Source organism: Streptomyces sp. NPDC055287 (genome assembly GCF_053646035.1).
In genome coordinates this window covers 250645-271461 of sequence record NZ_JBSHNE010000001.1, presented here as the reverse complement: position 1 = coordinate 271461, position 20817 = coordinate 250645, and the positions used below count along the sequence as shown (strand labels likewise).

Here is a 20817-nt window from a genome sequence, read left to right as displayed (position 1 = left end):
GCCCGGGGCCCCCGGCCCCCGGGCCCCCCGCGCGGGCCCCCCTTCGCGGGGGGGGGGGGGGCGGCCCCCCCCCCCCCCCCACGACCGTGCATGGCTCATACGATGCCTTGTCGGCCGACCGGGCAGGAGCCTATGGTTGGCGCCCGCTCGTTCCCGGATTCCCCGCCTGTAGGGCTGGTCGATGAAGAGACGCCCGAAAATCACCGTAGTGGTCACGGCCCACGGAATCAGTGAGCGATTGGTCTCCCACGCCGTCGGCAGTCTCGCGCGCCAGACCCTGCCCCGCGATCAGTTCGAGATCGTCGTCGTTCACGAGGCCGGACGCACGAACACATTCGCGCCCGTCCCGAGCCGTGGCACGCGCGGATTCCACGAGGGGTTCGTGAAACGAGTGGAACTCCCCCCGGAGGCAACGGTCGGAGCCGCGCGCAACGCGGGGGCCGCGGAAGCCACCGCGGACCTGGTTCTGTTCCTGGACGGCGACGATCTGCTCGTCGCATCGTGTCTGCTCGCTTTCGCACGGGCGGCCGAACAATATCCTTCCGCCACCGTGCTGTTCGCGAATTCCGTCAAGTACGCGCCCGACATGCGGAGTCAACTGCGGGCGATCTGCTCCACGGCGTACTACGAGCTCTACCGGGACTACCGGACCAGTCCGTACAACCCCATTTTCCACTCCATCTTTGTCGGGCATCCCCTGGCGGCGGCCCGCCGCTACCTCCTGGACGGCGGGGCGTTCGACGAACACCTGCCCTGTGCCGAGCTGACGGAATTCGCGGTCCGGGCTCATGCCACCGGTCAGGAGATCCGGCACATACCGCAGTACCTCTACCGGTACCGTGAAAGCCCCAACGGACTGTCCAAGCATCCACAACTGCACGAGCGACGGATCTCCGCGATCACGCACCAGCTCAACTCCCTGCACGGCATGCACGCCGATGCCAAGAAGGTGGAGACCCTCGGGCGCATCGCCCCCTACCAACACTTCCATTACCAGATCTACGACTGGGGAACGCGCATGACGCTTCCCTACATCGATTATCCGAGCGGAACGCTCAAGTCACCAGGGGTGCCATGCCCGAGAAGATTCTGACCACCGACGGCCACACGCTTTCCTACGTCTGGGAGGAAGCGGACGGCGCGCCCGTCGCCCATGTGATCATGTGCCACGGCCTGATGGCCGACAAGGACGAATACGAAGGCCTGCACCGCCGGACCGCGGAACGTCTCACAAAAGAGCGATTCAACGTACTGAGGTTCGACTATCGAGGACATGGTGCGAGCCAGATCCCCTCCGACCGGATGACCATTCAGGGAGAGTTCGACGATCTGAGGGCGGCCCACTCCTTCGCCGCGTCGAGAGGGGACTTACCCGTTCTCCTCATCGCCACGAGTTTCGGTGCTCTCTCGGCAGTCAGGCTCGCCGCGGACGGCGCCTCGGACCTGCACGCTCTGGCCCTCTGGAACCCCGTTGTCAACGCGTGCGGAACATTCATCCGCCCCGGAACGGCGTGGTCCAGGACAGCGATCAACGAGCGTACCCAGCAGCAGCTCGCCGACGGCGAGGCCGATCACGTCGTTCTCGACGGTTTCAAGCTCGGCCGCGATCTCGTCGAGGAGATGGAGCGGACGGACCTCGGGGGCGTACTCGCCGGTCTGCGTCTTCCGGTCTTCGCGGCGCACGGGACGGCGGACCAGTTGGTGCCGTTCCACTACACCGCCGAGGCCATGGCGTCGGCCGCACAAGGCACTCTCCTGTCGCTTCCCGGTGCCGGGCACGGGTTCCTGGAGCATCAGGCGGACGTCATCGATGCCACCGTGCAGTGGCTGCTGTCGGTCGCGGTCCCCGGGAAGGCGGGATGAGCGACTTCGTCATCCGCCGGAACGTTGACCTCGGAGACGACGTGAGCGTGGGGTACTTCAGCGTTCTGGGGGCGGAACACAAGCGGCTCAACGTTCAGTACACGGACCGGCCGGCCGCCGCCCGCGCCGACGACGTCGCCGCGGTGCGGATCGGCGACCGTACCGTCATCGGCAGCCACGTCCTGGTCTACGAGGGGGCGACGGTGGGAGCCGATGTCTTCATCGACGACTACGTCCGGCTGGGAGCGCGCAGCCGCGTGGGTGACGCCACCATGCTGCTGTACGGCGCGAAGATCTACGACGACGTGTCCATCGGGCAGAACTGCCGTATCGCGGGATTCGTTCCGGTGCGCGTGGTCATCGGGGACAACGTGACGATGATGGGGCACATCGCCCACAAGTACAGCCGCCCGCTCGACTGGTCCCGCGACGAGCCGTCCCCCGTCCTGGAGGACGACGTCGTGGTCGGCATCGGCGCCACTCTGGTCGGCGGCATCACGCTGGGGGCGGGCAGTTACGTGGCGGCCGGAGCGACCCTCACGAAATCCGTGCCGCCGGAGTCGATGGTGCTGGGTTTCAACCGGATCATGCCGCTGAAGGCGTTCGAGGCGTACAGAGAGCGGTCGATGAACGGAAAGGGCGTCCTGGAGGACGGTCTCGGCCCCACATTCACCTTGTAGGAGGCGCCATGTGGCACTCCGCCCTCTTCTGGCTCATCACCACCGCCGGGACGCTGGTCGTCGGCGGAGCCGTCACCCTGCTGCAGAACAGGCTGGTGCGCGCCCTGTCCGGGATGTTCCGGAGAGCGGACGAGGCCTACTACGTACCACTGGCGGTTCGCAACAACCTCATAGCGGAGGACCAGCAGATCGCCGCCATCAGGAAGGCCGTCCTGGCCAGGCGGCGGGAACACCGCGGGGTGTGCGTCCTTGTCGGCATGCCGGGGGTCGGCAAATCGCAGGCGTCGGCCCAGTACGCACACCGCTACCGCGGGAAGTACCGCATCGTCTGGTGGGTCACGGCGACCACGCCGGAAGACCTGGTGGCCAGTTTCATCGAACTGGCCAACGCACTGCGGCTGGTGGAACCGGAACGGCAGCGAACGCAGCTGGCCATCGCCAACGATCTCAAGCAGTGGCTGGAGAACAAGCGGCGGTGGCTCGTCATCTTCGACAACGCCAACCACTCCGACCTGTTGTTCTCCCTGCTCCCCCGGACCACGCGACGGAACCACGTGCTGCTCAGCTCCAACGACCCGATCTGGGAGGAGTACCAGGACAGCGTGCTGGAGGTGGACGTCCCCTCCATCCAGGCCAGTTCGGCTTATCTGGTCGACCGCACCGGCAGACGGAACGAGCTCGACAGTGCCCGTCTGGTCGCCACCGAGCTGGGGTGCCTTCCCCTGGCGCTCGAACAGGCGGCCAGCTACATCCAGGCGACCCGGCTGGAATTCTCCGAGTACCTGACGTACCTCCAGGAGTCCCCGAGGATCATTCTGGAACGCTCTGGGCTGCTGCGCACCAACCGCTTCGGCGTACTGCGGGCCGTCGACGCGGCGATCGAGGGGGCGGCATCGATCACCGGAGCCTCGTCGGCCATTCTCGAGTCTGCCTGTTATCTGGACCATGCGGCGATCCCCGTGCCTCTCCTGCGCGAGGCGACCGGACTGGGCGGCCTGGAGTTCAACGAAGGGCTCGCGGCGCTGCGCCGCTATTCGCTCGCGTCGACCAACACCACCGGGGACACGCTCTCCGTGCACTACCTGGTGCAGGCGCTCGTGCGGGAGAGCGTGGGAAGTGAGCGCTCGGAGCAGACTCTCCGTGCCCTGCTGCGCGTCATCAACGACAGATTCCCGGACAGGCCCTGGGACATCTCGGCCAGGGCCGAGGCGGCGCCGCTGTTCTCGCACGTTCTGTCCGTCGTCCGCCAAGGGAGACGGCTCGGGTTCACCGACGTACTGCTCGCGGACTCGGCCCACGCCTGCGGCCGGTTCGTCTGGAGCATCGGCGAAATGCATGTGTGTCTGCCCCTCTTCGAAGCCGCTTCCGAGATCTACCGAGCGCTGGGTCAGCAGGTGGATCCGGCACTCCTGCCGGCGGCGCTGAACGACCTGTCCATCGCCTGGACCGAGCTCGGCTCTCCTCGCACCGCCCTGCGTCTGCACGTTCAGGCGTACCGCCTCTCCCGGGACGCGTTCGGCCCGCAGGACCGGAGTGTCGCCTGGGCCCTCACCGGCATCGGTGATGTGCTGCGTGATCTCGGCAGGAGCGGAGCCGCCGTGCGGTACTTCCAGGAGGCCCTCAGGGTCTACGACGGGCTCCGGCCCGCACATCACGACATCGTGTGGACCCAGTCCGGTTACGGCAACGCCCTGGCCGACCTCGGCCGCCTGGACGAGGCCGAGGAACTGCACACGGCCGCTCTGGAGTCGCGGCTCGAGCGGTTCGGGGAGCCTCACCCGGAAGTCGCCCGTTCCTACCACTCCATGGGCCGGCTGCATTCGCTCCGGAACAGTCTCACCGATGCCAGGAACAGCTACGCGAAGGCGGTCGACATCAGGACCCGCACGCTCGGCACGGTGCATCCGCACACCGCTCGCAGTTGGGCGGGACTGGCGTCGGTCCTGGAGCAGCTCGGCGACAGGCGGAGGGCGGGTGGGCTCTACCAGCAGGCCGCCGCCGTGGAGCGTGCCGCGCTCGGGCCGGCGCATCCACGGCTGTGTCACACCCTGGCCGGTGCGGGCAGGTGCGCGGAAGTGACCGGCGACCGGGCCACCGCACACCATCACTATGTACGCGCCCTGGAATGCGCCTCGGCGACCAGCGGCGCGGTGCCCCCTTCCCTGGTTGCCGGCCTTGAGCACGCGGTGTCCCGTACGGCCGCACCCGCGGGCCCCGCGGTGCGGTGAATCCGTCCCAGCGGCGCGCCGCGTGCTCCGTGGCGCAGGGCTCGTGCGCACGGGGGACGGCGTGCGGCCACGCGTCGCGCAGCAGGTCGGCGAACGTCGCCGCCGCTCGCGTCAGCCCGACGCGGGAGAAGACGTCATGGCGCCCCGCCAGGGCGGGTCCACCGGGAGCGCCACACAGGCCGTACCGGGCATCCGCGTGGTCGGCGACCTCCTGCCGGGGACGCCGAACCCTCCGACGTCGCCCGCCACATCCACGCCCGTCCGACGCCCTCCGAGGCCGTCGGAGAGGCCTTCCTCACTCTCGCCGGGCGGAGCCTGCACCAGAAGTGACGGGGCGGGGCAGATCGCCGGCCGGCCGCCCGGGGCCGGCACCCGCGGTCCGCGGGCGCCACCAGCAGCGGTCTCCGAGGAGCGCCATCGCCGAGGGCAGGATCAGCGCCCGCAGCACGATCGCGTCGAAGAGCACCGCCACCGTGAGTCCCACGGCGATCTGCTTCATCTCGATGCGGTCGATGAAAAGGAAGCTGATGAAGACCGACACCATGATGACGGCGGCGCTGGTGACGACACTCGCGGAGCCGGTGATCCCCTCCACCACCGCGTCGCGCGTCGGTACGCCGCGTCGCACGGCCTCCCTGATCCGGCTGACCACGAAGATCTGGTAGTCGGTGGACAGGCCCACCAGGATGGCGAACACCAGCAGCGGCGTACGGGATCCGACGAATCCGGTGGACTCGAAGCCGAGGATCCCCTCGGCCCAGGTGCCCTGGAAGACCAGCGTCAGTACGCCCCAGGAGACCATCACCGCGGCGAGGTTGAGCAGCATGCTGAGCACGGCCATGACGACGGAGCGGAACGCGGTGTACATGATGGCGAGGGTCGCCAGCGACACGAAGAGGATCACCCAGGGCAGCCGCTTCTCCTGGTGCGCGGCGTAGTCCGCGCCGTAGGCGATCTCCCCGCTGACGGCGGCCTCGGTGCCCGCGACCTTGCCGACGGTCGCAGGTACGAGCTCACCGCGCAGCAACGCCAGGGAGCGGTCCGCCGGTTCGGAGTTCTCGGCGTACGGGACGGGCAGCGTCAGCATGGCGGAACGCCCGTCCCCGGAGGTGCGCAGTTGCGGTGCGGTGCCGTCCTGGGCGAAGAGTTCGTTGTTGTCCCTGGTCCGGTCGGCGAGCCGGCGCAGGGCGGCCTTCGCCTCGTCCGCGTGGGCCGCGTCCGACCGTACGAGGACGAGGTGCGCGGTCCCCTCGGCCGGATAGGCGGCCGTCAGCCGGTCGTACGTCGCCATGGCGGCCACGCTGTCGGGGAACGTGTCCTTGCCCTCGGTGCCGAGCTTCATGTTGAGCGTGGGCAGGGCGAGAGCCGCCGTGGCGGCGAGCCCGACGAGCAGGGTCGCGAGCGGCCTGCGCATGACGGGTCGCAGGAGGGCGGACCACAGGCGGCTCTGCTCCCCGGCGTGCGCCGCGCCCCCACCGGCCGCACGGCGTGCCGCGCGGCGCCGGCCCCTGCGGCCGTCCGTCCGTTGTCCCAGCTTGGCGAGCAGGGCGGGCAGTACGGTCAGTGATCCGGCCACCGCGACGAGGGTGACGAGGATGGCCCCGGTGGCGATCGACGAGAAGATCACGTCGTCCATCAGGTACAGGCCGCCGAGCGCGAGGGCGACCGCCAGGCCCGAGTCGACGACGGCACGCCCCGAGGTGGCGGCGGCCAGTTCGACGGCTGCGGCGTGGCTGATCGTGCCGCCCGTGCGCTCGCGCTCCTCACGGGCGCGCTTCAGGTAGAAGAGCGAGTAATCGACGCCGACCGCCATGCCGAGCATGAAGATGACGCTCAGCGCCGCGCCGCCCGCGTCGGGGGTGATCCAGGAGGCGAGTCCGTACAGGCCCACCGCTCCGCCGAAGGCGAAGAGGGCGAGCAGTACCGGAATGCCGGCCGCCAGGACCGACCCGAAGACGACGAACAGGATGATGAACGTGACCGGCAGGCTGATCATCTCGGTGCGCTGAAGGTCCTTGCCCTGCTTGTCGTTGACCCCGTTGGAGATCGAGGCGCTGCCGGTCTGTTCGATCCGCAGGTCACGGTGCTCGCTCTGCACGGCCTCGGTCTGCTTCAGCAGCGCGTCGACGTCCTCCTTGGCGGTCTCCTTGTCCCCGCGCAGGGTGACGGCGACCATGAGCGCGGAGCCGTCCGCGGAGGCCTTCGGCGCGGCGACCGAGGCAACGGTGGGCAGGTCCTCCATCCGCCGGCGTACGTCGCGTGCGGCGTCTTCGGCGGCAGCGGCACCGGGCTTCCCGCGCTCCGCCGTGATCAGCACCCGCTCGACGGGCGCCGGGGTGAGTCCGCCGTCGGCGGCGATGGACTCGGCCCGGCCCGCCTCACCGATCCAGAAGTCGGAGAACTGCCCCTTGTTCATGCCCACCGCGCTGCCCGCGCCGACGCATACGACGAGCAGCATCAGCCAGCCGGCGATGGCTCGCCATGGATGTGTGGCACACCAACGCGCGATTCGGACCGTGATCGGCTGACTGCTGCCGGCCATTGTGGTTCCCTCCCCAGGACGCTTTCCGCTTCGTGATCAAGCGTCCCGGTCCGGGCCCTCCCGGTCACTGGTACCAGCGGCCGGGCCGTCCTGCGGTTATCCCCACCCCTGCCCTTGCGGGCAGCTTCAGCGCGCCGAGAGCCGGAAGCTCATCCGTCCGAAGCTCACCTGGTCCCCGTCCCGCACCGGGACGGCTCCCGTGACCCGGCGCCCGTTGACGGACGTCCCGTTGGTCGAGCCGAGGTCGCGCAGGGTCCACCTGCCGCCCTGCACGGAGAGTTCGGCGTGCACGCGCGAGACCGTCTCGTGGCTGAGCCGGAGCCCGTTCGCGGGATCACGGCCGATCCGCAGCGGGTACGGACCCGGCTCGGGGAACAGCAGCTTCGGCAGCCGCTCCGACTGCCACGCCCTGCGCAGCCGTACCGTGAACGCCGACGCCCGCTCCACCGCACCGAACAGTCCCCGCGCCCGGCGGCTCTCGGTCTCCAGATCGGAGGTGAGGACGGCCAGTTCCTCGGAGCGGCGGGCGACCAGGGCGAGTTCCATCCGGCGCACGAAGGTGTCGTGCGACAACTTCCCCTGGGCCGCGCCCTCTCTGAGCACCCCGAGCACACGGTCGCGCTCGGCGTCGGACAGCCGAGCGGGATACGTGTGGAACTCGAAGGAGGACGTCACAGACCCGATTGTCGGGCCGACCCGGCGCGGGTGTCCAGAAGAACAGGGCATTCCGTACGACCTGACCTGCGCAGACGGAACTCCGTATCGAATCCCGGATGATCTTGTTACCGTCTGCGTACTCACACGTCACAGGGGGACCGCTTGACCGCGACACCGCAGGACCAGGAACCGACCGTACGGCCGCTCACGGGACCCGAGGAGCTCGGTCTCTTCTGCCGGCTCACGTACGTCCTCGACCACGAACTCGCGGACGACCTGGCCACCGGCCGTCGCCGCCCGGAATGGATGTGGGTGGCGCTGCGCGGGGACCGGGTGCTGGCCCGCCTCTCCTGGTGGACCTCCAGGGCCGGCGAACCGCCTAGCGCCCTCGACTTCTTCGACCTGGACGACACGCTCGCGGAGCCGGAGCGCGGCGAGATCGGCCTGCGGCTCCTGGAGACCGCGTCGGCCGCCGTTCTGCCGACCGGTGCGCCCCGTCCCGAGTACGGCCGTTTCATACCGCCGGACTGGCACGACGACGACGCGGCGCACGATGTGGTCGCGGCGCGGATCAAGGTCCTGGAACAGACCGGTGCGCGGCTGCTCGTCGAGCGTCTGCGTCTCGAATGGCGGCCCGGCACCCCGCTGCCCGAGCCCACCGGCCGGCTGACGTTCCGTCCCCCGAACGGCCAGGAGGAGCTCATCGCGCTGATGACGCTGGTCCTGGAGGGCACGCTCGACGCGCACAGCCAGGCCGACCTGACGTCGGGTCTCAGTCCGCGCGAGGCCGCGGAGCTGCAGTTCGAGGAGGAGTTCGCGGGCCTTTCCTCGCCGCGCGAGTGGTGGCGCATCGCCGAACTCCCCGACGGCGGCGCACCGGTCGGATTCGTCGTTCCGGCGCGCAACAACTACCACCACATCATCGCCTACATCGGTGTCGTGCCCGCCCACCGGGGGCACGGCTACATCGACGACATCCTGGCCGAGGGCACCCGCGTCCTCGCCGCCCAGGACGTGCCCCGCATCCGCGCGTCGACGGACCTCGCCAACGTTCCGATGGCCAAGTCGTTCGAACGCGCCGGGTACGTGAATTTCGAGCGCACGGTCAATATGACGTGGAGCTGACGAATTACCGGCGGACCATGCCCGTCTGACGCACCATGGGTGGCGGCATCGTCGACGAGAGGGGCCGCCCGTGCGGTTCGAGGTGTGGGCACCGAAGGCCGAGCAGGCAGAGCTTCAGCTGGCGGGCGGGACGCACGCCATGGAGCGCGATCCGGCGCGGGAGGGGTGGTGGACGGCCGAGGCCGACGCGGGTGAGGGAGCGCGCTACGGCTTCTCCCTCGACGGCGGGCCCGTACTCCCCGATCCCCGCTCGCGCCGCCAGCCGGACGGTCCCGACGGCCTCAGCGCCGTCGTGGACCACAACGCGCACGAGTGGGGGACGGCTTGGCCGGGCGGCGTTCCCCTGGCGGGAGCGGTCCTCTACGAGCTGCACATCGGTACGTACACACCCGAGGGCACCTTCGACGCCGCCGCCCGCCGGCTCGGCCATCTGGCCGAGCTGGGCGTCACCCACGTCGAGGTGATGCCCGTCTGCCCGTTCCCGGGAACGCACGGCTGGGGGTACGAGGGCGTGTCCCTGTGGGCCGTGCACGAACCGTACGGGGGCCCCGAAGGGCTCAAGCGCTTCGTCGACACGGCGCACGGCCTCGGGCTCGGCGTCGTGCTCGACGTCGTCCACAACCACCTCGGCCCCTCCGGCAACTACCTGCCCATGTTCGGCCCGTACTTCACGGACACGCACCACACCCCCTGGGGTTCGGCCGTCAACCTGGACGCGCCCGGGTCCGACGAGGTGCGCGCGTTCCTGCTCGGCAGCGCCCTCGCCTGGCTGCGTGACTACTGCGTCGACGGGCTGCGGCTCGACGCGGTGCACGCCCTCGCCGACACCCGCGCGCTGACCTTCCTGGAGGAGCTGTCGGCAGCCGTCGACACGCTCTCCACCGAGGTGGGACGGTCACTCTTCCTGATCGCCGAGTCCGATCAGGGCGACCCCCGCACGACCGCCCCGCGCGAGTCCTGGGGGCTCGGTCTGCACGCGCAGTGGAACGACGATTTCCACCACGCCCTGCACACCGCTCTCACCGGCGAATCCCGGGGCTACTACGCCGACTTCGCCCGCGCCCCCCTGGGCGCGCTCGCCAAGACGCTCACCCAGGTGTTCTTCCACAACGGTACGTACTCGACGTTCCGGGGACGCGTCCACGGCCGTTCCGTGGACCGCACGAGAACCGCCGCACACCGCTTCCTGGGTTACTCCCAGACCCACGACCAGGTCGGCAACAGAGCCCTCGGAGACCGGCTTTCCGCCACGCTCTCCCCCGGCCTGCTCGCCTGCGCCGCCACGCTCGTCCTCACCGGCCCGTACGTCCCCATGCTCTTCATGGGCGAGGAGTGGGCGGCCCGCACCCCCTGGCAGTTCTTCACCGACCACACCGACCCGCAGCTCGCCCAGGCCGTACGGGAGGGAAGGAGGCGGGAGTTCGCCGCGCACGGATGGGCGGCGGAGGACATCCCGGACCCGCAGGACCCGCGGACCAGGGAGCGGTCCTGCCTGGACTGGTCCGAGCAGGAGAAGGAGCCCCACGCGCGCGTGCTGGCCTGGTACCGCGAGCTGATCGCGCTGCGCCGCGAGCGGCCCGACCTCGCGGACCCCGATCTGGCGGCGGTCAAGGTCGCGTACGACGAGGGCGCCCGTTGGCTGGCGTACCGGCGCGGCGACATCCGCGTCGCGGTGAACCTGGCGAAGGAGCCCGCCACGATCGGCCTCGGCCGCAACGGCCTCAGCCGCGTCCTCGCGGCCTGGGAGCCGGTCGACGCGCCGGGCGCCGACGGGCTGCTGCACCTGCCGCCGGAGTCCTGTGTCGTACTGGGCCCCGCCGGAAGCTGACCGGCGGTGCGGCCGACGGACAAGGAGGGCCGACGGGGGCCCTCGGCGGCCCGGCAGCCGGCCCGAGCCGCCGACAGGCTCATCCGACGACGGCCAGCTCGCGGGCCGTCGTGTTGAGGCGGCGCCCGCCGTCCTCCGTGACGGTCACGATGTCCTCGATGCGGACGCCGAAGCGCCCCGGGAGGTAGATGCCGGGCTCGACGGAGAAGCACATGCCGGGTACGAGCGGCTGCCGTTCGCCCTCGATCATGTACGGCGGTTCGTGTGTGGTCACGCCGATGCCGTGTCCGGTGCGGTGGATGAACCGTTCCCCGTACCCGGCCCCGGTGATGACCGCGCGCGCCACCCGGTCCACGTCCTGGCAGGCGATCCCGGGCCGCACCGCCTCGAACGCCGCCTGCTGGGCCTCCCGTACGACGTCATGGACCCGCTGCTCCTCGGCGGTCGGGGCGCCGACGTGGACCGTACGGGAGGTGTCGGAGCCGTAGCCGTGCTTGAGGCCGCCGAAGTCGAGTACGACCATGTCGCCCTCCTCGATGACGCGGCCGCCCGCCTCGTGGTGCGGGTTGGCGCCGTTCGGGCCGCTGCCGACGACGGTGAAGTCCACCTGCTCGTGCCCCGACTGCGTGAGCAGGTGCGCGAGTTCGGCGGCCACCTCGGTCTCGCGCCGCCCGGAGAAGCGGACCCTGAGGATCTCCTCGTACGTCGCGTCCGCGGCCGCGCCCGCCGCTTCCAGGCGGGCCAGCTCGGCGGCGTCCTTGACGGCCCTCAGCATGGGCAGAGCCGCGGTCAGGGACACGTACGAGGTGCTCGGCAGTGCCTGCTGGAGGCCGAGCAGATGCATCGCCCAGGTGTTGTCGCTGACCGCGAAGCGGCCGGCGACGTCCAGGAGCGGTGCGGCGACGGCGTACGGGTCCTTGCCGTCCGTCCAGTCGCGCAGGGTGAGTGCGGAGGCTCCGGCGGCCTGCTCGGCGTCCGGTGCCTCCAGGGTCGGCACGACGAGCACCGGGTCCTGCTCCACGGACAGGACGAGCAGCGTCAGGCGTTCGGTGATCGCGGTGGGCCGGTATCCGGTGAGGTGCACCAGGTCGGGTCCGGGGGCGACGAGCACGCCGTCCAGGCCGGCGTCCGCGGCCGACTGGGCGGCGCGGGCCATGCGGGCGCGGTAGTCGTCGGCGGTGAAGGGCGCGGGGGCCGGGGCGGAGGCGGCGGGCACGAAGGGCCGGGGCGCGGAGGACATGGCCTCATCCTGCCCGGCGCCGGGTCTCCTCGCGAGCCGGTTGCGGGGCGGCGCCCGGGGCGAAGGTGACCACGAGGTCGGCACTCTCCCGGCCGGGTGCGACCAGGCACGCGTTGACCTCGTCCGACGCGTGGACGAAGCGTTCGGCGGCCGGGCGGGACCTGCCGAACCGCTCGTGCCGGTCGACGAGGCGGCGTACCCGCTCGTCCTGGTCGAGCTCCAGGAACCAGACCTCGTCGAGCAGGTCCCGTACGCGCGCCCAGGGACCCTCGTCGAGCAGCAGGTAGTTGCCCTCGGTGACGACGAGCGGTACGTCCTGCGGGCCCGGCACCGCGATACTGCCCGCCACGGGTTCCTCGGCCGACCGGTCGAAGGCGGGCGCGTAGACGACCGTGTCGGGAGCCTCGGGGCTGCGCAGCCTGGCCAGCAGGGCGGCGTAACCGGCGGCGTCGAAGGTGTCCGGGGCGCCCTTCCTGTCCGTACGCCCGAGGCGCTCCAGTTCGGCTCCGGCGAGGTGGAAGCCGTCCATGGGGACGAGTACGGCGAGTCCGCCGAGGCGGTCGACGAGGTGGGCGGCGAGGGTGGACTTGCCGGCCCCGGGCGGCCCGGCGATGCCGAGGACGCGGCGGCGGCCGGGGACTACGAGACAGCGGGCGCGGTCCACGAGGCGGTGCGGTTCCATGCGGGCATTGTGAGGGCGGGGACCGGGCCGGGGGCAAGCCCCCCCCGGTGCCCCGGCCGCGCCTGGGACGGGGCTCGTACGGCGCCCCGGTGCGGCGGAGCCGGAAATGTCACCGTGGGAAGGCACGGCGTGGGGTAGGAAGACACCCATGTCGCACATCGCCCTCGTCACCCTCGTCGTCCGTGACTACGACGACGCCATCGCCTTCTACACCGGCGCCCTCGGCTTCGAACTGGCCGAGGACACCGACCGCGGCGACGGCTCCCGCTGGGTCGTCGTCAGCCCGCCCGGTTCCGCCGGCGGTACGGGGCTGCTGCTGGCCCGTGCGAAGGACGACGCCCAGCTCGCGCGCGTCGGCGGGCAGACGGGCGGGCGCGTCGGCTTCTTCCTGCACACCGAGGACTTCGCGCGCGATCACGCCCGCATGACGGCGGCGGGCGTCCGCTTCCTGGAGGAGCCGCGCCATGAGCCGTACGGCTCGGTCGCGGTCTTCGAGGACCTGTACGGCAACCGCTGGGATCTGCTCCAGCCCGCCTGAGGGCCGGCCGGAGCGGGTAGCCGATCACCGAGGGCCGTCTTCCCCACCATCGGAGTCACGTCATGCATGACGACCGAAGCATCGTGGAACACCGCCTGCGCCGCGTCCTCGCCGAGCGCGTCAAGCCCGCCGTACGCTCCCGGCCGCTGCCCCTGACCGTCGCGAAGTGGGTGGCCCCTGGCGAGCCGGTGCCGGTCGCGGAGGGCCTGTCCGCCGGGTACGAGCCGGCCGCGGCGGGGCAGCCGTGGGGCCCGGCGTGGGGCACCACGTGGTTCAGGGTCACGGGGCGGGTGCCGGGCGAGTGGCGGGGACGCACCGTCGAGGCCGTCATCGACCTCGGCTTCGACCGGCGGATGCCGGGCTTCCAATGCGAGGGCCTGGTCTACCGTGCCGACGGGGAGGCGGTGAAGGCCCTCAACCCGTTCAACGACTGGGTGCGGATCGGCGACCCGGCCGAGGGCGGCGAGGAGGTGCTGCTGTACGTCGAGGCCGCGTCCAATCCGGTGCTGGCCGGCCAGACACCGACGTACGAGGGAGACAGGCTGACCTCGTCGCCCGAGCCTCTCTACCGCGTCGAGCGGATGGACCTGGTGGTCTTCGAGGCCGAGGTGTGGGAGCTGGTCCAGGACCTGGAGGTGCTGGGTTCGCTGATGACCGAGCTCGCGGAGAGCGACGCGCGCCGCTGGGAGATCCTTCGGGCGGTCGAGCGCGCGCTGGACGCCCTCGACCTGGCCGATGTCGCCGGTACGGCCGCCCGCGCCCGCGCGGAACTGACCGGCGCCCTGGCCGCCCCCGCGAACGCCTCCGCGCACCGCGTCAGCGCCGTCGGGCACGCGCACATCGACTCGGCGTGGCTGTGGCCGCTGCGCGAGACGGTGCGGAAGGTGGCGCGTACCTGCTCCAACGTGGTGGCCCTGATGGACACCCACCCGCAGTTCGTCTTCGCGATGTCGCAGGCGCAGCAGCTCGCCTGGATCAAGGAGCACCGGCCGGAAGTCTTCGCGAAGGTGAGGGAGAAGACCGGGAGCGGCCAGTTCGTACCGGTCGGCGGGATGTGGGTCGAGTCGGACACCAACATGGTGGGCGGGGAGGCGATGGCCCGTCAGTTCCTGTACGGGAAGAAGTTCTTCCTGGAGGAGTTCGGCATCGACACGAACGAGGTCTGGCTGCCGGACTCCTTCGGCTACACGGCGGCGATGCCGCAGCTGGTCAAGCTGTCGGGCTCCAAGTGGTTCCTGACCCAGAAGATCTCATGGAGCCAGTCCAACGCGTTCCCCCACCACACCTTCTGGTGGGAGGGAATCGACGGCACACGCGTCTTCACACACTTCCCTCCCGTGGATACGTACAACTCCGATCTCGGCGGCGCGCAGATGGCACACGCGGCCCGCAACTACCGCGAGAAGGGCCGGGCCTCGCGCTCGCTCGTGCCCTTCGGGTGGGGTGACGGCGGTGGCGGCCCCACGCGGGAGATGCTGGCGCGGGCGGAGCGGCTGCGGGACCTGGAGGGCTCGCCGAGGGTCACGGTCGAGAAGCCCTCCGCCTTCTTCGCGAAGGCGGAGGCGGAGTACCCGGACGCGCCGGTGTGGGCGGGCGAGTTGTATCTGGAGCTGCACCGGGGCACGTACACCTCACAGGCGAAGACCAAGCAGGGCAACCGGCACAGCGAGTCGCTGCTGCGGGAGGCCGAGCTGTGGTCGGCGACGGCGGCGGTGCGGGTGGCCGGCTACTCCTATCCGTACGAGGACCTGGAGCGGATCTGGAAGACGGTCCTGCTGCACCAGTTCCACGACATCCTGCCGGGCTCGTCGATCGCGTGGGTCCACCGGGAGGCGCGGGCGACGTACGCGCGGGTGCGGGAGGAGCTGGAGGGGATCACGGCGGCCGCCCGGACGGCGCTGGCGGGAGACGGGCGGGTGGAAATGACCTTCAACCCGGCCCCGCACGCCCGCCGTTCGGTACCGGCGGGAGGTGCGGCGGTCGTCCCGCCCCGTACGTCGGACGCCGTCACGGTGGTGCGCCACGAGTCCGGCGGCTTCACGCTCGCCAACGGCCTGCTGCGGATCGTGGTCGACGCGCGCGGCCTGGTGGTCTCGGCGTACGACCTGGGGGCGCGGCGGGAGGCGGTGGCGCCCGGCGGGACCGCCAACCTGCTCCAGATCCACCCGGATTTCCCGAACATGTGGGACGCGTGGGACATCGACGCGTTCTACCGCCACAACGTCACCGACCTGGTGGACGCCGACAGCGTCACCCTCACCGAGTCGGCCGAAGAGCGGGCGGTGGTGACGGTCACGCGCTCCTTCGGCAGTTCGGCAGCCGTACAGCGCCTCATCCTCCGCTCCGGCGCGAAGGTCCTGGACATCGAGACGGACGTCGACTGGCACGAGACGGAGAAGTTCCTGAAGGCGGCCTTCCCGCTCGACGTGGCTGCCGACAGGTCGGCCGCCGAGACGCAGTTCGGGCATGTCTTCCGCGCCACCCACACGAACACCTCCTGGGAGGCCGCCAAGTTCGAGATCTGCGCGCACCGCTGGATCCAGGTGGAGGAGCCGGGGTGGGGTGCGGCGATCGTCAACGACTCGACGTACGGCCACGACGTGACCCGTACCGTGCGGGAGGACGGCGGCCGGACCACGACCGTCCGCCTCTCCCTCCTGCGCGCCCCGCGCTACCCGGACCCGGATACCGACCAGGGCACGCACCGCCTGCGGTTCGCGCTCGTGCCGGGGGCGACGGTGGTCGACGCCGTGCGTGAGGGGCACTGGATCAACCTTCCCGAGCGTACGGTCAGGGGCGCCGGCACCGCCGTCGAGCCGCTGGTCTCGTCCGACGACGACCGTGTCGTCGTCGAGGCGGTCAAGCTGGCGGAGGACCACAGCGGTGATGTGATCGTGCGGCTGTACGAGGCGGCGGGCGGGCGCGCGGCGGCGACACTGGCAACGGGATTCCCGGTCGTTTCCGTGGGGGAGACGGACCTGCTGGAGCGCCCCCTGGCGGGGTCGCCGACGTACGAACTCACCCGGGAGGGCGCGGTGGAGCTGGCCCTGCGCCCGTTCCAGATCCTGACGCTGCGGCTGGCGCGGGGAGTCGCGTAGGCCCGCGGAACATGCTCCGCGGAGCGGGCCGGGCCCGCGTAGCATCCCGCCCCATGCCCACTCCCGCACTGCACCAGAGCGCCGTAGTAGCCGACACCCACAACGACCTCCTCCTGGCGGTGACCGCCCGCCCGCCGCGCCGCTGGGCGGACTTCTTCCGCGAACGGTGGCTGCCGCAGTTGCGGGAGGGCGGGGTGGACCTCCAGGTGCTGCCGGTCTTCATCGAGGACCGGTTCCGCCCGGAGGGGGCGCTGCGCGAGACGCTGCGCATGATCGAGTGCGCGCACACCCTGGCCGAGGGCAACGCCGACGAGGTCGTGCTGTGCCTGGACGGCGCCGACATCGACGCGGCGTCGGCGTCAGGCCGGATCGCCCTGGTGCTGGCCCTGGAGAGCGCACCCGGCATCGACGCCAGCGTGGAACTCTTCCCCACGCTCCACCGGCTGGGCATACGCATCGCGTCCCTCGCCCACTGGGGCCGCACGCCGCTGGCCGACGGCAGCGGCGAGGATGCCGCCGGAAGCCGCCTCACGGAGGCGGGGGTCGAGGCCCTGGCCGAGATGGAACGCCTCGGCATCCTCTTCGACGTGTCGCACCTGAGCGCGTCCGGCGTCGCCCACGTCCTCGAACTCGCCACCCGCCCCGTCCTGGCCACCCACTCCTCGGCGCGCGCCCTGCGCGACCACCACCGCAACCTCACGGACGCCCAGCTCCGGGGCATCGCCGCGACCGGCGGCACGGTGTGCGTGAACTTCCTGCCGGAGTTCCTGGCCGACGACCCGGCCGAGTGCACCCTGGACCGCCTGACCGACCACATCCTGCACATCACCGAGGTCGCCGGGGCCGACCACGTGGGCCTGGGCCCGGACTTCATCCAGGAGGTCGTCGGTGACATCACGCCACCCTGCTGCGAGCCCGACTACGGCTTCCCCTGGTCCCTCTCCGGCATCGAAGGCCCCCGAGGACTCCCCCTGGTGACGGAGGCCCTGCTGTCCCGCGGCGTGCCGGAGGAAACCGTCCGCAAGATCCTCGGCGACAACGTCCTCACCCTCTTCCGCAAGGAGCTGGGGCGCCCCGCGCAGGACATCCGCCGCCCTGACCGCCCGTCGGTCCGCTGACGTCCGTGGAGTGACATGAGACCCTGAACATACGGGCAGAAACGTCGAGTTGGGTGCCCAAGGGGGGTCTTTCATGTTCGGGGCAGAGCTCTTGGCACAGACCACCGCCGCCGCGGCGGGAACCATGGTGGCGCTGATGACCACGGACGCGTGGGCCACCGCGCGCCGCCGGCTCGGGCGGATGTTCGGGCGGCGGGGCACCGAGGTCGTGGAGGAGCTCGAGCGGACGCGTCAGCTGATCGACGCGACGCCTGCCGAGCAGCAGGCGTTCGTCATGCGCGAGCAGCGGGACCAGTGGCACGCCCATCTGCGGGCGCTTCTCGCCGAAGACCCCGCTCTCTCCGGGCGGCTCGGCGCCTTCGTGGAGGAGTTCTCGGGGGCCTTACCCGTGGCGGCGGTGACCGTCGTGCACCAGACCGTGCACGCCACCGGCCCCGGCGCCCGTTTCGAACTCGGCCCCGCCGCCGGTCCCGCCATGACCGGCGCCCCGCGCTCCTTCGGCACTGCGCCCGGATCGCTCACGATCGCGCCTCCGCTCGGACGGCTCGACCGGCGGGTGCGCGGCCGCGAGCGGCTGCTCGACACCCTCAAACAGCTGGTCGGCAAGCCCACTTCGGGCGTCCAGGTACTGCACGGCATGGGCGGCGGCGGGAAGACCACGGTGGCCCTGGAGATCGCCGCACACTCTGCCGCGCTGGGCGTCGCCACGTGGTGGGTGAGCGCGTCGGACCAGGCCGCGCTGAGCGCCGGCATGCGGGAGGTGGTCGCCGCTCTCGGTACGCCCGCCGACCTCATCGACCGCGCGTGGTCGGGCCGGTCCAGCGCCACCGACCTGCTGTGGCGGCGGCTGTGCGACACGGCGTACCCCTGGCTGCTGGTCGTCGACAACGCCGACGAGCCCGAGTACCTGGCCCCGCACGGCCGCCTGGCCGAGGGGACCGGCTGGATCCGCCCGGCCGCCGAGCTGCCCGGGCTGGTCCTGCTCACCAGCCGCGACAGCAGCCCGGCGACCTGGGGCCCCTGGGCGACCCTCCACCCCGTGGACGCCCTGGACGAGACCGACGCCACTCACGTCCTGCGCGACCTCGCCGGCGACCTGGCGGGCCCGCGCGAGGACGCGCTGCTGCTGGCCCGCAGACTCGGCGGCCTGCCGCTGGCGCTGCGCATCGCGGGCGCCCATCTCGCCGCCGCCTCCGCCTTCCCGGCCTGGCCGGGGACCAGCGCCATCCGCACGTACGCCGACTACCGGGCCGCGCTGGACGACCGCTTCACCGAGCTGCTGGACGAGGAACCGCCCGGTGGCCACGCTCCGCGCGGCGGCGCCGTGCCGGTGAGCCGCACGTGGGAGCTCTCGCTCGACCTGCTGGAGCGCCGGGGCATCGCGCAGGCCCGCCCCCTGATGCGGCTGCTGTGCTGCCTGGGCGAGGCGCCGGTGCCCCTGGTCGGCCTGTTGAACCCCGACCGTCTCGCGGCGTCCGGCCTGCTGCCCGGTGTGACGCCCCACCAGCTGTTCACCGCGCTCACCGCCCTCGCCGACTTCGGCCTCATCGAACTGCACACCCCGCCCACCGCGGCAGACGGTGAGGCCGCCCGTACGCTGCTTCTTCACCCGCTCGTGCGTGACGCGGGCCGGCGCCAGCAGGACCTCGCCGAGCATCAGGAGCACTACGCGCTGGCGGTCGCCGACCTCGTGGCCTCGGCCGCAGCCGAGCTGAGCGTGGACGACCCCAGGGACTGGCCGCACTGGCGACTGCTGCTGCCGCACTGCGACGCCCCGCTGGCCCTGATCGCGGATCCGTACGAGGCCGGACCCGAGCTTGTCCCGAAGGCGCTGCGCGCGGCGGCGGCCGGGGCTCGGCACCTGTTCAAGGTCGGCTGGCTCGACCGGGCCGAGGCAGTGCTCGACGCGTGCGAGCGCGTCGCCGTCGCCTGCGACCCGCTCGACCCGGACGCCTTGGACGTACGCTCCGCCGCCGCACACCTGCTCCAGCTGCGCGGCCGCCTCGCGCCGGCCGAGGACCTTTTGCGCACGATCCTCGACGACACGCGCGCCCTCTACGGCGACGGCGCCGGTGAGACCGCCGACGCGCGGCACGCGCTGGCCGAGCTGCTGGACGACCGGGGCCGTACCGCCGAGGCGGAGACGGCGTACCGGACGGTGTACGCCATGCGCCGCACGCTGCTCGGGGAAGCCGATCCGCAGACGCTCGCGGCCCGCAAGGGCGTGGCCCGCATGTCGCAGCAGCGGGGCCTGCTCGGGCAGGCGGAGGAGGAGTACCGGCTGGTGCTCGCCGCGTACCGCGAGGCGCTCGGTGACCGCCACCCCGACACGCTGACGACGCGGCACGACGTGGCTCAGGTACTGCACGAGCGCGGCATGTTCGCCCACGCCGAGCAGGAGCTGCGGGAGACGCTCGAACTGTGCGTGGAGGTGCTGGGCGCCGGGCACCCCAGCACCCTGGGCGTCCGTCACGACCTCGCGGACGTCCTGCGCGACCGGGGCCTTCTGACGGAAGCGGAAGGGGAGTTCCGGACCGTCCTGGGGTTACGCCGCGAGCTGCACGGCGAGGACCACCCCGACACGGTGGCCGCCCGGTACGGACTGGCGACGGTGCTGCGCGACCGTGGGTGGCCCGGCGACGCGGAGCAGGAGTTCCGCGAGGTGTTCGAGGTGCGCCGCAGGCTGCTGGGGGACATGCATCCGCACACGCTGGTGGTACGCCACAATCTCGCCGACCTCCTCAAGGAGCGCGGCCAGCTCGAGGACGCGGAGGCGGAGTTCCGCGAGGTGTACGCCGCCCGCCGCACGCTGCTGGGCGAGCAGCACCTGCTCACGCTGTCCGTACGGCACGGCGCCGCCCACGTCCTGCACCTGCGCGGGCGCACCGACCGGGCCGAGCACGAATACCGCTCCGTCCTCGCCGACTGCACCGACACCCTCGGCCCCCGCCACCCCGGCACCCTCGCGGTCCGCCACAACCTGGCCGACCTGCTCAAGGACAGAGGTCAACTGCTCCAGGCGGAGACGGAGTTCCGCGAGGTGTACGAGGCCCGTCGTACCGTTCTCGGCGAGCAGCACCTGCTCACGCTGTCGGTACGGCACGGCGCCGCCCACGTCCTGCGCCTGCGCGGGCGCACCGACCGGGCCGAGCACGAATACCGCTCCGTCCTCGCCGACTGCACCGACACCCTCGGCCCCCGCCACCCCGGCACCCTCG

14 protein-coding genes are annotated in these 20817 nt (G+C 71.5%); 10 read left to right on the top strand and 4 right to left on the bottom strand.

The window, feature by feature from the left end:
* Window positions 1-181: 181 nt before the first annotated feature.
* Genes ACWIHY_RS01150 through ACWIHY_RS01135 form a run of 4 tightly spaced genes read left to right on the top strand, consistent with a single transcriptional unit; the run spans window position 182 to window position 4771 of the window.
* Window positions 182-1093, top strand: a complete 912-nt coding sequence (locus ACWIHY_RS01150; protein ID WP_454373448.1) for a glycosyltransferase — start codon at window positions 182-184, stop codon at window positions 1091-1093.
* Entirely contained in the window at window positions 1075-1863 is a 789-nt protein-coding gene (locus ACWIHY_RS01145) for an alpha/beta hydrolase (protein WP_454373447.1), read from the top strand. The genes ACWIHY_RS01150 and ACWIHY_RS01145 overlap by 19 nt, the downstream gene beginning before the upstream one ends.
* Complete coding sequence (locus tag ACWIHY_RS01140) at window positions 1860-2543, top strand: acyltransferase (RefSeq protein ID WP_454373446.1); 684 nt, start codon at window positions 1860-1862, stop codon at window positions 2541-2543. Before ACWIHY_RS01145 ends, ACWIHY_RS01140 begins: the two co-directional genes overlap by 4 nt.
* Window positions 2544-2551: 8 nt before the next feature.
* Window positions 2552-4771, top strand: coding sequence for a tetratricopeptide repeat protein (locus ACWIHY_RS01135; protein WP_454373445.1), 2220 nt, complete (start codon window positions 2552-2554; stop codon window positions 4769-4771).
* A gap of 295 nt (window positions 4772-5066) precedes the next feature.
* Here ACWIHY_RS01135 and ACWIHY_RS01130 read toward each other — a convergent pair whose 3' ends face one another.
* On the bottom strand, window positions 5067-7313 hold the full coding sequence (locus tag ACWIHY_RS01130) for an MMPL family transporter (protein WP_454373444.1): 2247 nt from the start codon (window positions 7311-7313) through the stop codon (window positions 5067-5069).
* Window positions 7314-7439: 126 nt separating this feature from the next.
* Window positions 7440-7988: a DUF1707 and FHA domain-containing protein gene (locus tag ACWIHY_RS01125; RefSeq protein ID WP_454373443.1), complete on the bottom strand. Its 549-nt coding sequence runs from the start codon at window positions 7986-7988 to the stop codon at window positions 7440-7442.
* Between the two features lie 144 nt (window positions 7989-8132).
* Here ACWIHY_RS01125 and ACWIHY_RS01120 point away from each other — a divergent pair, with 144 nt between their 5' ends.
* Window positions 8133-9095 carry a GNAT family N-acetyltransferase gene (locus ACWIHY_RS01120; protein WP_454373442.1) on the top strand — a complete coding sequence of 321 codons (963 nt, stop codon included), beginning with the start codon at window positions 8133-8135 and terminating at the stop codon, window positions 9093-9095.
* Window positions 9096-9165: 70 nt separating this feature from the next.
* Entirely contained in the window at window positions 9166-10923 is a 1758-nt protein-coding gene (gene treZ / locus ACWIHY_RS01115; protein WP_454373441.1) for a malto-oligosyltrehalose trehalohydrolase, read from the top strand.
* 79 nt (window positions 10924-11002) lie between these two features.
* On the opposite strand, the gene ACWIHY_RS01110 is transcribed toward treZ, so the two are convergent.
* Both ACWIHY_RS01110 and ACWIHY_RS01105 read right to left on the bottom strand, forming a co-directional pair.
* Entirely contained in the window at window positions 11003-12163 is a 1161-nt protein-coding gene (locus tag ACWIHY_RS01110; RefSeq protein ID WP_454373440.1) for an aminopeptidase P family protein, read from the bottom strand.
* 4 nt (window positions 12164-12167) lie between these two features.
* Window positions 12168-12845 carry a nucleoside/nucleotide kinase family protein gene (locus tag ACWIHY_RS01105; RefSeq protein ID WP_454373439.1) on the bottom strand — a complete coding sequence of 226 codons (678 nt, stop codon included), beginning with the start codon at window positions 12843-12845 and terminating at the stop codon, window positions 12168-12170.
* A gap of 148 nt (window positions 12846-12993) precedes the next feature.
* On the opposite strand from ACWIHY_RS01105, the gene ACWIHY_RS01100 reads away from it, so the two are divergent.
* From ACWIHY_RS01100 to ACWIHY_RS01085, 4 genes are all read left to right on the top strand, one after another.
* Window positions 12994-13383, top strand: a complete 390-nt coding sequence (locus ACWIHY_RS01100; RefSeq protein ID WP_454373438.1) for a VOC family protein — start codon at window positions 12994-12996, stop codon at window positions 13381-13383.
* A gap of 62 nt (window positions 13384-13445) precedes the next feature.
* The gene (locus ACWIHY_RS01095; protein ID WP_454373437.1) at window positions 13446-16481 is read left to right on the top strand and encodes an alpha-mannosidase; all 3036 of its coding nucleotides are present in this window, start codon (window positions 13446-13448) and stop codon (window positions 16479-16481) included.
* A 53-nt stretch (window positions 16482-16534) separates the two neighbouring features.
* The gene (locus ACWIHY_RS01090; RefSeq protein WP_454373435.1) at window positions 16535-17599 is read left to right on the top strand and encodes a dipeptidase; all 1065 of its coding nucleotides are present in this window, start codon (window positions 16535-16537) and stop codon (window positions 17597-17599) included.
* 73 nt (window positions 17600-17672) lie between these two features.
* On the top strand, window positions 17673-20817 hold a 3145-nt coding region (locus tag ACWIHY_RS01085), incomplete at its 3' end, for a tetratricopeptide repeat protein (RefSeq protein ID WP_454373434.1).